Source organism: Streptomyces sp. NPDC058880, from assembly GCF_042742535.1.
GTDB lineage: Bacteria > Actinomycetota > Actinomycetes > Streptomycetales > Streptomycetaceae > Streptomyces.
In genome coordinates this window covers 23,216-37,834 of sequence record NZ_JBHYMC010000016.1, presented here as the reverse complement: position 1 = coordinate 37,834, position 14,619 = coordinate 23,216, and the positions used below count along the sequence as shown (strand labels likewise).

General features: G+C 74.6%; 3 protein-coding genes. All 3 read left to right on the top strand.

Going from position 1 to position 14,619, the window contains the following annotated elements; all coding sequences use genetic code 11:
- From ACFW2G_RS12410 to ACFW2G_RS12400, 3 genes are read left to right on the top strand one after another with little or no spacing between them, the layout of a single operon-like run.
- The gene (locus ACFW2G_RS12410; protein WP_384581695.1) at positions 1–1,854 is read left to right on the top strand and encodes an ABC transporter ATP-binding protein; all 1,854 of its coding nucleotides are present in this window, start codon (positions 1–3) and stop codon (positions 1,852–1,854) included.
- 7 nt (positions 1,855–1,861) lie between these two features.
- Positions 1,862–12,835, top strand: a complete 10,974-nt coding sequence (locus ACFW2G_RS12405) for an amino acid adenylation domain-containing protein (RefSeq protein WP_384581697.1) — start codon at positions 1,862–1,864, stop codon at positions 12,833–12,835.
- Positions 12,822–14,522, top strand: coding sequence for an ABC transporter ATP-binding protein (locus tag ACFW2G_RS12400; RefSeq protein WP_384449241.1), 1,701 nt, complete (start codon positions 12,822–12,824; stop codon positions 14,520–14,522). The genes ACFW2G_RS12405 and ACFW2G_RS12400 overlap by 14 nt, the downstream gene beginning before the upstream one ends.
- The last annotated feature ends 97 nt before the right edge of the window (positions 14,523–14,619 follow it).

The following is a 14,619-nucleotide window of genomic DNA, read 5'->3' as shown; positions in this document are numbered from 1 at the left end:
GTGAGCGCCCCGGACACCTTCGCCGCCCCGGTCGCCCTGCGCACCACGACCGGACGGGAGGCCGCCCGCTGGGTGGCCGCACACTGCCGCGAGGTGCCCTGGCTGACGGCCGCCACCGTCCTGACGACAGTGGCCGGGGCGGCGCTCCAGGTGCTCCCGCTGCTGCTGCTCGGCCGGGTCGTCGACGGGGTGGTCGCGGGCGGACCGCGCTCGGTCTTGGTCACCACGGGCGCGCTGATGGCAGCCGCCGCGCTCCTCGGCGCCGCCGCCACCGGCCTGTCCACCCACCTGGTCGGGCGGCTCGGCGCGGGTCTCCTCGCCCGCCTGCGGGAAGGCGCCGTCCGGGCGGTGCTGGGGATGCCGAGCGCCCGGATCGAACAGGTCGGCCGGGGCGACGTGCTGTCCCGCGTCGGCGACGACGTCGCCGTCCTGTCCCGGGGCATCCGCACGGCCGTCCCCACCGTGTTCTCGGCGGGCGTACTGGTCGTCATCGCCACGCTCGGCATGTTCGGCCTCGACTGGCGGCTCGGTCTGGCCGGAGCCGGGGCGCTGCCCGCGTACGCGCTGGCCCTGCGCTGGTACCTGCCCCGCTCCGCCCCGCTCTACCGGCGGCAGCGGGCGGTCCAGGCGGACCGCGCACAGGCGCTCATCAGCGGGCTGAACGGGATCGACACGGTCCGCGCCTACCGCCTGGAGGACGCCTTCCGGGAGAAGGTCACCACCGAGTCGTGGCGGGTCCGCGAGCTCGGCATCGAGGTCTTCCGGCTCTTCGGCCGGTTCGTCGGCCGGGAGAACCGTGCCGAGTACATCGGACTCGTCCTCATCATCGTGACCGGGTACGCCCTGCTGGAGGCCGGGGCCGCGACCCTCGGCGAGGTGTCGGCCGCCCCGCTGCTCTTCCACCGGCTCTTCACCCCGCTGGGATCCATCATGTTCACCTTCGACGAGGCGCAGAAGTCGGGCGCGAGCTTGACCCGGCTGGTCGGGGTGCTCGGGGAGGACGCCGAGGACCGGCTCGTCGGCGTCCCGGCCGACGCCCCGGCGGCCGACGCGGCGTATCCGGTCACCGTGAAGGGCCTGACCTTCGGCTACCCCGGCTCCGAGCAGCCCGTCCTGCGCGACGTCGACCTGGCCATCCCGGCCGGCGGTTCCCTCGCCCTCGTGGGGGCGACGGGCGCCGGCAAGTCGACCCTGGCCGCGCTGGTCGCCGGCATCGGGACCCCACAGGCCGGATCAGTGTGCATCGGCGGGACCGACCTCGCCGGCCTCGACGAGGCCGGCGCGCGCGCCCTGGTGAGCATCCTGACGCAGGAGACGCACGTGTTCTGCGGCCCGCTCGCCGACGACCTGCGGCTCGCCGCACCGGAGGCGACCGACCACGAACTGGCGGACGCCCTGCGCACGGTCGGCGCCGACGGCTGGGTGGACGCCCTGCCCGACGGCCCGAACACCCCGGTCGGGGAGGGCGGCGAACGCCTGGACGCCACCAAAGTCGCCCAGATCGCGCTCGCCCGGCTGGTCCTGGCCCGCTCGCCCGTGGTGGTGCTCGACGAGTCCACCGCCGAGGCCGGCAGCGAAGGAGCGGCCGGGTTGGAGCGGGCCGTGCTCGCCGCGTGCGCCGGCCGCACCACGCTGCTCGTCGCGCACCGGCTGACACAGGCCATGGCGGCGGACCGGATCGCCGTCCTCGACGCGGGCCGCGTCGTGGAGCACGGCACACACGAGGAACTGGTGGCCCTGGGCGGCCGGTACGCGCACCTGTGGCGTGCCTGGCGCGAGGGAAGCCGGAACACGGCCTGGGCCCGGCCCACCCGGTCCGGGTGGGCCGACCCGCGGACACCGAAGGAGCGTTGAGTCGTCGATGAAGGAACCGATCGCTCGTCTCGTACGGCTGTCCCCCACGCGCCTGGCCGCAGTACGCCGCAGAGCGGGCGACTACTGCGACCGGACCATCGCCTCGGCGTGCTCGGTCGGGCTGGCCTACTGGGCGACGGGCCGCAGCCCCGACGGCGTGGAACTCACGCCCTCCACCGCCTTCACCGACGTCCTCGGATGGGTCGACGGCGGCGGCCCCGGCGCGCCCGGCTGGGAGGTCGGCGCGGACGCCCGCAGCATCACCCTCCCGCAAGGCGTCCCGCCGGCCGAGGCACAGCTCGCCCTCGACGACCTGGCCGACTTCCCCGACCGGCCCCTCGGCACCATCGCCCCCTCCAGCGCGGCGGCGCGCATCGAGACCCTGGCCGAGTGGAACGACACCGGCGCGGACCGGACCCGCCCGACCGTCGTGCAACTGTTCCTGGAGCAGGCCCGCTCCCGCCCCGACGCCGTCGCCGTCGTCGACGAGCACCGGAGCCTGACGTACCGCCGGGTCGCCGAGCTCTCCGGACAGTTGGCCCATCACCTCCTCGACCGCGGCGTCACAGCCGAACAGGTCGTCGGCATCTCGCTGGCGCGCTCCGCGGACATGGTCGTCGGGCTCCTCGGCGTGCTCCGGGCGGGCGCCGCATTCGTACCGCTCGACCCGCAGTGGCCCGCCGCGCGCAGGGCCGCCGTCATCGAGGACGCGGGTGTCGTGCTCCAGCTCAACGGTTCGGGCGAGCACGATCCGGGCGAACCCGCCGTCGTGGCCGTGGGCCTCGGCGACTGGCGCCACGGGTGCCACCCCGTCGGGGATCCGGGCGTCACCACACCCGGGGACGCCCTCGCCTACGTGATCTTCACCTCCGGTTCCACCGGCCGGCCCAAGGGAGCGATGATCCGGCACGAGGCGATCAGCGAGCGCCTGCTGTGGCAGGCCGGGGAGGTCCTCGGCCTCGGCCGCGACGACGCGGCGCTGTTCAAGGCACCCCTGTCCTTCGACATCTCCATCAACGAGATCTTCCTGCCGCTGGTGTCCGGCGGCCGGCTGGTCGTCCTGCGGCCCGGCGGCGAACGCGACCCGCACCACCTGCTCGGTGTGGTCGCCGACCAGCGCGTGACCTTCACCTACCTGGTGCCGTCGATGCTGGACGTGCTGCTGGAGATCACGGGCGACTCCGGCCGGCTCGACAGCCTCCGGCACGTCTGGTGCGGCGGCGAGGTCCTGACCCCGGAACTGTACGAACGCTTCCGCACCCGACTCGACATACCCATGTACCACGGCTACGGCCCGGCCGAGACGACGATCGGTGTCTCCCACGTCATCTACCGGGGTGCCGCGGAACGCCTCTCCACGTCCATCGGCCGGGCCAACCCCAACACCCAGCTCTACGTCCTCGACGGCGAACTGCGCCCGGTCCCGGTCGGCGTCGGCGGCGAACTGTACGTCGGCGGCTTCCTCCTGGGCCGCGGATACGCCGGCGCCCCCGGCCTGACGGCCTCCCGGTTCGTCGCCAACCCCTTCGCCCGGGACGGCTCACGGCTGTACCGGACCGGTGACCTGGCCCGGTACGCGCCGGACGGATCGCTGGACTTCCTCGGCCGGGCCGACCACCAGATCAAGATCCGCGGCATGCGGCTGGAGATCGAGGACGTCGAGGCCGGCCTCGCGGAACATCCGCGGGTGCGCCATAGCTGCGTCGTCGCGCAGCGGAACGCCGCCGGCGGCACCCGCCTCGTCGGCTACGTGATCCCGGCCGCGGGCTGCGAGGACCTGCGGGCGGAGGAGGTCCGGGACTGGGCCACCGAGCACATGGTGGAGCACATGGTGCCCGCCCGCGTCGTCGTCATGGAGGAGTTCCCGCTCACCGCCAACGGCAAGCTCGACCGGGGCGCGCTGCCGGAGCCCGGCGAAGGCCCGGCCCCGCTCGCTCCGCCCGTCACCGAGAACGAGCGCCTGGTCTGCGCGGCGGTCGCGACGCTCCTGCGGCTCGACCGGGTCGGCGTCGACCAGGACTTCTTCCGGCTCGGCGGCGACAGCCTGCTCGCCATCTCGCTGCTCGGCACACTGCGCGGGGCGGGCCTGCACGTCACACCGCGGCAGATCTTCACCCACAGCGTGATCGGGGCGCTGGCCGCGGTGGCGAGCCCCGTCGAGGCTGCCGCCGAGGACCACGACGACGTCGCGACCGGCTCCGTGACGGGCTCGCCCATCGTGCGCTGGCTCGGCGAGACCACCGACGCGGTCGACGGCTTCGTGCAGTCCGTCGTGCTGAACACCCCCGCGGACCTGACCGCCCTCGCCCTCGACACGGTCCTCTCCGCCGTCGTGCAACGCCACGACATGCTGCGGGCCCGACTGGTCCGCGGCGACCGCTGGGGCTTCGACGTCCCGGCCCCCGCGAACCGGGACGCCGCGGGGTGGCAGGAGAGCGACCAGCCGCTCGACGCGTGCGTCGCGCTCGCCACCGGGGCGCTGGACCCGGCGGGCGGCGTCATGCTGCGCGCCGTGTGGCGCCGTGCCGCCCGGCAACTCGTCCTCGTCGCCCACCACGTCGTGGTCGACGGCGTGTCGTGGCGGATCCTGATGGAGGACCTCGCCACCGCGTGGCGGCAGTACGCGTCCGGCGAACCGATCGAACTGCTACCGGTGGGCACCTCGTTCCGGCGCTGGACCCAATTGTTGGAGCGCGCCGCCTTCGACGAGGACCGCGCCCACTTCGGGCGCGCCCTGCCGGGGCCGGACGCACCCGTGGGCCGGCGCGCGCTCCGCGCGGACGACACCGTCGCCCGGGAGCGCACGACGACCGTCTCGGTCGGCCCCGAGGCCACGGCCGCCCTGCTCGGCGACATCCCCGCGCGATTTCACACGGGCGTCAACGACGTGCTGCTGACCGCGCTCGCGATCACGCTCGCCCGGTGGCGCCGAGACCTGGGCCAGGACCAGACCTTCGCCCACGTCGAACTGGAGGGGCACGGCCGCGAGTCCCGGTTCGTCGCGGACGAAGCCGGCTTCGAACCGGAACTGGCCCGGACCGTGGGCTGGTTCACCACCCTCTACCCGGTCACCGTCGACCCGGGCACGGCGGCCGATCCCGGCGACCCCGGCTACCTGACGGCCGCCCTCAAGGCCGTCAAGGAAGACCTCGCCCGCGTCCCGCGCGGCGGCCTCTCCCACGGCGTCCTGCGCCATCTGTCCGGCGCCCGGTTCGACACACCGGCACCCCAGGTGCTCTTCAACTACCTCGGCCGCCTCGACTCAGGATCAGCAGGGGACTGGGAACCGTGCGGAGCCACCCGTCAGTTGGGGGAGACCCGGGACCCGGCGATGCGGCTCCCGCGCGCCCTGGAGTTCAACGCAGCCGCCGAACCGGGCCCGACCGGCGCCCACGAACTCGTCACCACCCTCTCCTGGCCGCAGGGACTGCTCACCGACGAGGACGGCGCGGCCATCGGCGGGTACTTCCAGCAGGCCCTGGCCGCGATCGCGGCGCTCGGCACGGGCGGCCACTCGCCCGGCGACTTCCCCCTGGCCGCCCTCACCCAGGCCGACGTCGACGAACTGGACGGCCCCGCCCTGCGCGACGTCCTGCCCCTGACGCCGCTCCAGGAAGGCCTGTACTTCCACTCCGTTTTCGACGACGACTCCGCGGGCCGCTACGTCGAGCAGCAACTGCTGACCCTGGAGGGCGAGGCGGACGCCGACCGGCTCGCTGCCGCGGCCACCCGCCTGCTCGCCCTCTTCCCCAACCTCGCCGCCCGCTTCACACCCCTCGCCGACGGCCGCGTGGTTTGCGTGCTCGACGGCGGCCTGCAGGCCCCGTTCACCGTCCTGGACCGGCCCGGCATCACCGACGGGGAGATCCGCGAACACGCCGAACGGGACCGCCGCGCCGGATTCGACCTCGCCACCGGCCCCCTCATGCGTTACACGCTGATCCGGGCCGGAGCCGGCCGGACCATCCTGGTCCAGACCGTGCACCACATCATTGCCGACGGCTGGTCGGTGCCGCCGATGCTCCGCGCGCTGCTCGCCGAATACCACGCACCGGGCACCGTGCACCCCGTCGGCGCCTTCACCGACTACCTGCGCCGGCTCGCCGCGCGCGACGACGGCGAGAGCGACCGGGTATGGCGCGAACAGCTCGCCGATCTGCCCGGCCCCTCGCTGGTCGCCGACGGACACCTGCCGTCGGACCGGTTCGCCGACACGGCCGTGGACGCGGACGACGGTCTCGACGAGGCGGTCCGCTCGGCCGGCGTGCCGCTGAGCGTTGCCGTGCACTGCGCCTGGGCGGTGACCCTCGGCGGCCTCCTGCACGGCCGGGACGTCGTCTTCGGGTCCACGGTGTCGGGGCGCGACGCGGACGTCCCCGGTATCGAGAACATGGTCGGCCTCTTCATCAACACCGTTCCCGTCCGCGCCCGATGGACCGCCGCCACCACCGCCCGCGAGCTGCTCGCCTCGGTCCGCGAGCACCAGGGCGCCGTCCTGCACCACCAGCACGTCTCACTCGCCCGCATCAGCCGCCACGTCGGTGCAGGCCCGCTGTTCGACACCCTGGTGGTCTTCGACATCGAGGCCGACACCGCCGCCCTACGGGTGCCCGGGTGCCCGCTGTCCATCACCGGCGTGGTGAACGAGGGCGCCCCGCACTATCCGCTGACCCTCGTGGTGGAGCGGGCGCCCGACGGCCGGACCCGCTTCAACCTGATCCACGACGGCGCGCTCCTGCGGGAGGAGGGCGCCCGCGCGATCCTGTCCGACTTCACCCACACCCTCACCGGCCTCCTCACCCGTCCGGACGCCCCGGTCGACGGCCCGGCACCCGGCCGCACCCGGCACCCGGCCCTCGTCGCGCGGGCCGCGGCGACCACACTGGACGCCCTCTTCGACGCCGCCGTCCGCCGGAACCCGGACGCCACGGCCGTCACCCAGTGCGCCCTCGACGGCGGCACCCGCTCGCTGACCTACGGCGCACTGTCCTCCGCACGCGACGCACTGGCCGCCACCCTGCGCGCCGCCGGCGTCGGACCGGGGGAGCGCGTCGCCGTCGCCGTCCCGCGCTCCGTGGAGCAGGTCGCCGCCTTGGTGGCCGTCGTCACCGCGGGCGGCGCCTACGTACCCCTGGACCTGGCCCACCCGGACGTCCGGCTGGAGTACGTCCTCGCCGACACCGCTCCACGGGTGGTCCTCGCCGCCCCGGGGCAACGGGACCGCCTGGCCCGGCTGGTGGCCCGGGCGGGACTCGCCGCCCGCGTGCTCGTCCAGGGGGAGCCGCTGCCGCAGGACCCCGCGGCACCCGCCGCACCGGCACCCCCTCCCGGCCCGCACGATCCCGCGTACGTCATCCACACCTCCGGCTCCACCGGCCGGCCCAAGGGCGTCGTGGTCCCGCACTCCAGCGTGGTGGCCCTGCTCGCCAACACCCGCCCCGCCATGGATTTCGGGCCTCGCGACGTGTGGGTGCAGTTCCACTCCTATTCCTTCGACTTCGCGGTCTGGGAGCTGTGGGGCGCCCTGGCGCACGGCGGTGAGCTGCTGGTGCCCGACTACGCGCTGACCCGCTCCCCGGTCGACTTCCACCGGCTGGTGCGCGAACGCGCCGTCACCGTGCTCAACCAGACCCCCTCCGCCTTCTACCAGTTCATCGAGGCCGACCGGCACTCCGGTGAGCCGCTGCCCGCACTGCGCCGCATCGTCCTCGGGGGCGAGGCGCTGGACCTCGGGCGGCTGCTGGGCTGGGTCGAACGGCACGGCACCGCCTCGCCCGAGCTGGTCAACATGTACGGCATCACCGAGACCACCGTGCACGTCACCCACCGGGCCCTGACCGACCGGGACTTCGAGCGCGGCGGCCGAGCCGTCCCGATCGGCTGCCCGATCCCCGGCCTGACCGTCCGTCTCCTCGACGACCGGCTCCGGCCGGTGCCGCCGGGCCGGGTCGGCGCCGTCTACGTCGCGGGCGGCCAGCTCTCGCTGGGCTATCTGGGCCGCCCCGGTCTCACCGCGGGCCGGTTCGTGGCCGACCCGTTCGCGGGCGACGGCTCCCGCATGTACCACACGGGCGATCTCGCCCGCCGCACCCTCGACGGGGACCTGGAGTTCACCGGCCGTGCCGACGACCAGGTCCAGCTCAAGGGCTTCCGGATCGAGCCGGCCGAGGTGGAGGCCGTGATCAGGGAACTCGACGGCGTCGTCGACGCGGTCGTCACCGTCGCCGACAGCGGTGACCATCTCGTCGCGCACGTTGTCGGCCGGCCGCCGGGCGACCTCCCCGGTCTGCTGGCCCCGAGGCTGCCCGCGCACATGGTGCCCGCGAGGGTGCTGCCCGTCGACGCCCTGCCGTTGACGGCCAACGGCAAGTTGGACCGCAGGGCCCTCACCGAGCGGGCGGCCCGGGCCGAACGGGCCCACGCCGCCCACGCCGCCGACGCGGCGCGCAAGGCGCCCGCGACGGGCGCCGACACCGCACTCGCGGTCCTCGTCGGCATCTTCACCGACACGCTGCCCGGCACCGCCGCGGACGCCGACTGCGACTTCTTCCGCGCCGGCGGTGACAGCATCCTCGCCATCACCGTCGTCAACCGGGCCCGGGCCCGCGGCCTCACGATCGCACCGCGGGACGTGTTCCTGCTCAGGACCCCGCGCGCTCTCGCCGCACACCTGGCGGCGGCCACCCCGCACGGCGCGGCACCGCTACCCCCCACCGGGCCCGCCGCTCCCGAGGACGGCCCGCTGACCGTGACCCCGATCGTCCTGCGCCAGCGTAGTCTGGGCGGCTCGCTCGCCCGTTTCGCCCAGGCCAGGGCGGTGACGGCCGCCGAGGGCGCCGGACTCACCGACGTCGAGCGCGCCGCGAACGCCGTCGTGGCCGCCCACCCGGCCCTGCGGCTGCGCCTGCGCGTCGAGCACGGCGTCTGGTCCCTGCGCATCGGACCACCCCGCCGGGTGACCGTCGTCCGCGCGGACACCACCGACCCGTCGGCCGCGGCCGACGAGGCCGCCGGACGTCTCGATCCCGAGACGGGGGAAGTCGTCGCGTTCGCTTGGCTGGAGGCGACCCGCACCCTCGTGGTCGCCGTGCACCACCTCGCCGTCGACACGGTGTCCTGGCTGATCCTGCTGGACGACCTGGACGCGGCCCTGCGCGGAGCCCCCGTGCCGCCGGCGACCACGTCGTACGCCGCGTACGCGCGAGCGCTGGCCGACCCGTCGGCCCACCCGGACCACGACGGCCTCGGGCACTGGATCGGCACGCTCCGGGCGCCCGCGCTGCTGCCCGCCGTCCGGGCGACGCGCGACACGACCGTCGTGCTCCCGCCCGGCATCGGCGACCTCGTCACCCGCACCGCGCCCGCTGCGCTCGGCGTGGGCCTCACCGAGCTGCTGTGCGGGGCGCTGCGCACCGCACTGACCCGCATCCAGCCCGTACCCACCGACCTCGCGGTCGACCTGGAGCGGCACGGCCGGGACCCGGTACTGCCCCATCACGACTACACCCGCACCGTCGGCTGGTTCACCTCCGTCGCACCCGTACGCCTCTCCGCGCACACCGATCCCGTGGCGGCGGCCCGCGAGATCGCCGCACGGCGCCCGGACGAGCGCGCCCACCGCGCCTACGGCCGGCTCCGCCACCTCGACCCGCAGACGGCCCCCCTGCTGGACACCCACCCACAGGTGCTGTTCAACTACCTCGGCCGGGGCGCCGAGTCACAGGCCCTGCACATCACCGGCGGCGACCGGAGCACCCCCTACGCCGTCGAGGTCAACGCCTGGACGGACGCGGCCACCGGGAGCCTGCACGCCGCCTTCACCCTCGCCGAGGGCGTCCCCGACGCAATCACCGGGTACTGGCGGGACGCACTGGAACGCATCGCGCAGGCCGCCACGACCGCAGAGCGCACCGCGCCGGTCACCCCGCTCCAGCGCGGCCTGTTCTTCCAGGCCCAGCTGGCCGGACCGGCCGGACAGTACGTCGCGCAGAGCTGGTTCACCTTCGACCGGCGCCTGGACACCGGCGCCCTGGCCGAGGCGATGGCCTGGGTGCTCGCACGCCACCCGGCGGTGGGCGCCGGTTTCGCCACCGACGAGGACGGCAGCGCCGTGCAGGTCCTTGCGGCCGGGCGCCGCCTCGGCGTCCGCACGGTGGACCTCACGACGGACGCCGAGGTCGAGGACCTGCTCACCCGCGACCGCGCCGCCGGATTCGACACGGGCCGGCCGCCGCTGATCCGGCTCACCGTGGTACGCCGCCCCGACGGTCGCGACGGCCTGCTGCTCAGCTACCACCTGTTGCTGTGGGACGGCTGGTCCCGGGAGATCGTGCTCCGCGACCTCTTCGCCGCCTACGAAGCCGCCGTCGGGGGCGGGCTGACGGCACCCGCCCCGGCCTCCCCGAGCTTCGAGGACCACGCCCGGGCGCTCGCCGCCCGGGACTCCGCGCCGGCGCAGCTGTTCTGGGCACGGCACCTGACCGGCCTGTCCGGCCCGACGCTGCTGGCCGGACCGGCCCCGGCCCCTGCAGACGGCCCGCCGCGTACCCTCGTGCACACGCTCGGCGCGGATCGCTCCCAGCTGCTGCGGGACGCGGCCCGCGGCCACGGGGTCACCCTGAACTCCCTGCTGACCGGCGCCTTCGGCCTCCTGCTGGGCGCCCGGACGGGCCGTGGCGACGCCGTGTTCGGCGTGACCGTCTCCGGCCGGGAGGGAGAGGGCCGGTCCGGCATCGTCGGCGTCCTGCTCAACACCGTGCCCCTGTGGACACGGCCGCGGCCGGACGACACCGTCGCCGCCTACCTCGCGGCCGTGCAGGCGTCCCGGGTCGAGGCGATGGAGCACGAGCACATCGGGCTGGGGGAGATCCAGCGGGCCGCCGGACACGACACGCTCTTCGACAACCTGTTCGTGCTCCAGAACTTCCTGGACCTGGAAGCCCTCGCCGAGATGAACGCCCGCCACGGCATCACCGCCGTACGCGCCGACGACTCCACGCACTACCCGTTCACCTGGGTGGTCACCCCCGGTGAACGCATCGCGGTCAAACTGGAGTACCGCCACCACGACACCCCGGCGGCCCGGCAGCTCCTGGACGACTACCTGCGCCTGCTCGACGACCTCGCCCGGAGCAGGGGACCGGTGGGCGCCCTGCGCGGCCCCGGGCCGTGGCCGGTGCCGGCGGAGCGCACCGACATCGGCACGGACACCGTCGTCGACCGGTTCGACCGGGCGGCGGACCGCGCCCCCGACCGGACCGCCCTCGTCGCCCGCGGACACGTCATGACCTTCGCCGACCTCCGCGACCGCAGCCGTGCCGTCGCGGGCGTACTCGCCGCCCGCGGCATCGGCCCCGAGGCGACCGTGGGCCTCGCCGTGCCGCGCTCCACCGACGCGATCGTGGCACTGTTCGCCGTATTGCGCACCGGCGCCGCGTACGTGCCGCTGGAGCTGGACCACCCGGACGAGCGGATCGCCGCGATCGTCGCGGACGCCCGCCCGGAGGTGATCCTCACCGTCGCCGCGGTGTCACCCCGGTTGGACCGGCTGTCCGGCGAACTGATCGAGCTGGACCGGCCCCTGCCCGAGACCGAGCCCTTCACGACCTTCACCCCCGACGACCCGCACCGGCTGCGGCACGCCGCCTACACCATCTACACCTCCGGATCGACCGGCAGGCCCAAGGGCGTGGTGACTGCATACGCGGGCCTGACCAACATGCTGATCAACCACCAGCGCCGCATCTTCGAGCCGGTGCTGGCGGAGCACGGCCACCGGGTCTTCCGGATCGCGCACACCGTGTCCTTCGCCTTCGACATGTCCTGGGAGGAACTGCTGTGGCTCGCTGACGGACACGAGGTGCACGTCTGCGACGAGGAACTGCGGCGCGACGCCCCCCGGCTGGCCGAGTACTGCGCCGACCACGGCATCGACGTCGTCAACGTGACCCCGACCTACGCCCTGCAACTGGTGGCCGAGGGAATGCTCGACGACCCCGACCGGCGGCCCGCCCTCGTCCTGCTGGGCGGCGAAGCCGTCACGCCCGCTCTGTGGCGCCGGCTCGCCGAGACCGAGGGCACCGCCGGCTACAACCTGTATGGCCCGACCGAGTACACCATCAACACCCTCGGCGTCGGCACCTTCGAGTGCGCGGACCCGGTGGTGGGCGTGGCTGTCGACAACACCGACGCGTACGTCCTGGACCCGTGGCTGCGCCCGCTGCCGGACGGGGTTCCCGGCGAGCTGTACGTGGCGGGCATCGGCATCGCGCGCGGCTACCTCGGGCAGGCCGCCCTGACCGCGCACCGGTTCGTCGCCTGCCCGTTCGGCGCGCCCGGCGAGCGCATGTACCGCACCGGAGACCTGGTGGTGCGCCGGTCCGACGGCAACCTGGCGTACCTGGGCCGCACCGACCGGCAGGTCAAGATCCGCGGGCACCGCGTCGAACCGGGTGAGGTGGAGGCCGCGTTCGCGGCGCACCCGCGGGTCCGGTTCGCCGCCGCGGTCGCCCAGTCCGATCCGCAGGTCGACGGCGCCCACCGGCTGGCGGCCTACCTCGTACTGGACGGCGACGCCGACCTCGCGACGGTGGCCGCCGAAGTGGCCCCCGCCCTGCCGGACTTCCTGCGCCCGACGCACTACGCCCAAGTCGACGCCATCCCGCTGACGGTGAACGGCAAGGCCGACACCGGGGCGCTGCCGGAGGCCAGTCCGCTGGGAACGCTGACCACGGCGGGCGAGCGCCGCCCCCGGACCGGGACGGAGACGGCCGTCTGCGCGCTCTTCGCCGAGGCGCTGGACCTGGAGGACGACGAGGTGAGCGCGGTCGGCGACTTCGTGGCCCTCGGCGGGCACTCGATGCTGGCGGTCCGGCTGATCGGGCTGCTCCGCCGGGAGTACGGTCCAGTGATCACGATCCGTGACCTGTTCACCCTGCGCACCCCGGAAGCGATTGCCCGCCACCTCGATGACGATTCCTGACCCGCAGCGGCCCCGCTCGGGGTCCGACATCCTGCGCATCGCGCTGCGCCGCAACGTCGGCGCCATGGCCCGGGGCACCGTCCTCATGGGCCTCTACCAGGCCGGCGAGACCGCCTTCCCCATCGCCCTCGGCCTGATCGTCGAGCACACGATGCGGGACCGCGGCCCCGGAGCACTGGTCCTGTCGATCGCCGCACTGGCGGTGATCATCACGACGGTGTCGCTGTCGTGGCGCTTCGGCATGCGCATCCTGCAGAAGGCCAACACCACGGAGGCGCACCGCTGGCGGGTGCGGGTCGCGGACTGCGGCCTCCAGCCCGTGGCCGGGGACGCCGGCCTCAGGTCCGGCGAGGTGCTCACGATCGCCACCGAGGACGCCGACCAGACCGCCGACATCATCGAGGTCGTGCCCCTGCTGATCAGCTCGCTGGTCGCGGTGCTCGTCGCCGCCGTCGCGTTGGGGCTCGCCGATCCCGGGCTCGGGCTCCTGGTGATCGTCGGCACCGTGACGATCCTGTCGGTCCTGTCGGTGATGTCCCGGCGGATCGGCTGCAGTACCCGCGAGCAGCAGGCCCGGGTGGCCCGGGCGGGGGCGAAGGTCGCCGACCTGATCACGGGCCTGCGCCCGCTGCACGGCTTCGGCGGCAACCATGCGGCCTTCCGCTCGTACCGGAAGGTCAGCGCCGAGGCGAAGCACCAGGCGGTCACGGTGGCCGGGGTGAACGGCGTGTACGCGGGCACGGCCGCGGCCCTCAACGCCGCCCTGGCCGTCGCCGTGACCCTGACGGCCGGCGGGCTGGCCTTCGACGGCCGCATCACCCTCGGCGAGCTCGTGATGGCAGTGGGGCTGGCACAGTTCATCATGGAGCCGCTCAGGATGTTCTCGGACATGCCCAAGTACGTGATGACGGCGCGGGCGTCGGCCGAACGCATGGCGCTGGTGCTGACCGCGCCCCCGGTTGCGGTACCGGGGGCGCGGCGCCCGGCCGCCGACGGCGGCCTGGAGGTCGACGGCATCCGTCACGGGGCCCTGCACGGCCTGACGTTCCGCGTCCCGGCGGGCGCGTTCGTGGCGATCGCCGCCTACCAGCCGCGCGCCGCCGCAGATCTCGCCGACGTCCTGGCCGTCAGGGTCCCGCCCCGTGCCTACGAGGGCACGGTGCGGCTCGGCGGCCAAGAGCTCGCCGGGCTGTCGGTGGAGGCGGTCCGCGAGCACCTGCTGGTGAACCCGTACGACGCGGAGATTTTCGCGGGGACGCTCCGGACGAACATCGACCCGTCCGGTCGCAGCCGGACGGTCCCGGAGGCCGTCGAGGCCTCGGTACTGACCGACGTCGTCGCCCTGCACCGCGAGGGGCTCGACCACGCCGTGCGTGACCGCGGCGCCAACCTCTCCGGCGGGCAGCGCCAGCGGCTGTCCTTGGCCCGGGCGCTGGCCGCCGACACCGACGTCCTCGTCCTCCATGACCCGACGACGGCGGTCGACGCGGTCACCGAGCAGCTCATCGCGCGCAACATCGCGCGGCTGCGCCGGGGCCGGACCACCCTCGTGATCACGAGCAGCCCGGCCCTCCTGGACGCCGCCGACCGGGTCCTGGTCCTGGACGACGGCCGCGTCACGGCCGAGGACACCCACCGCAACCTCCTCGCCACCGACCGGGACTACTGCCGGGCGGTGGCCCGATGACGGAGGGCCGGACGACCGGCGGGCCGCCGGGGCGCCGAGCCGTCAGACGGGCCGGACGGTCGGGGCGCGGATGCCGCCGGGTACCTCCGGGCACCTC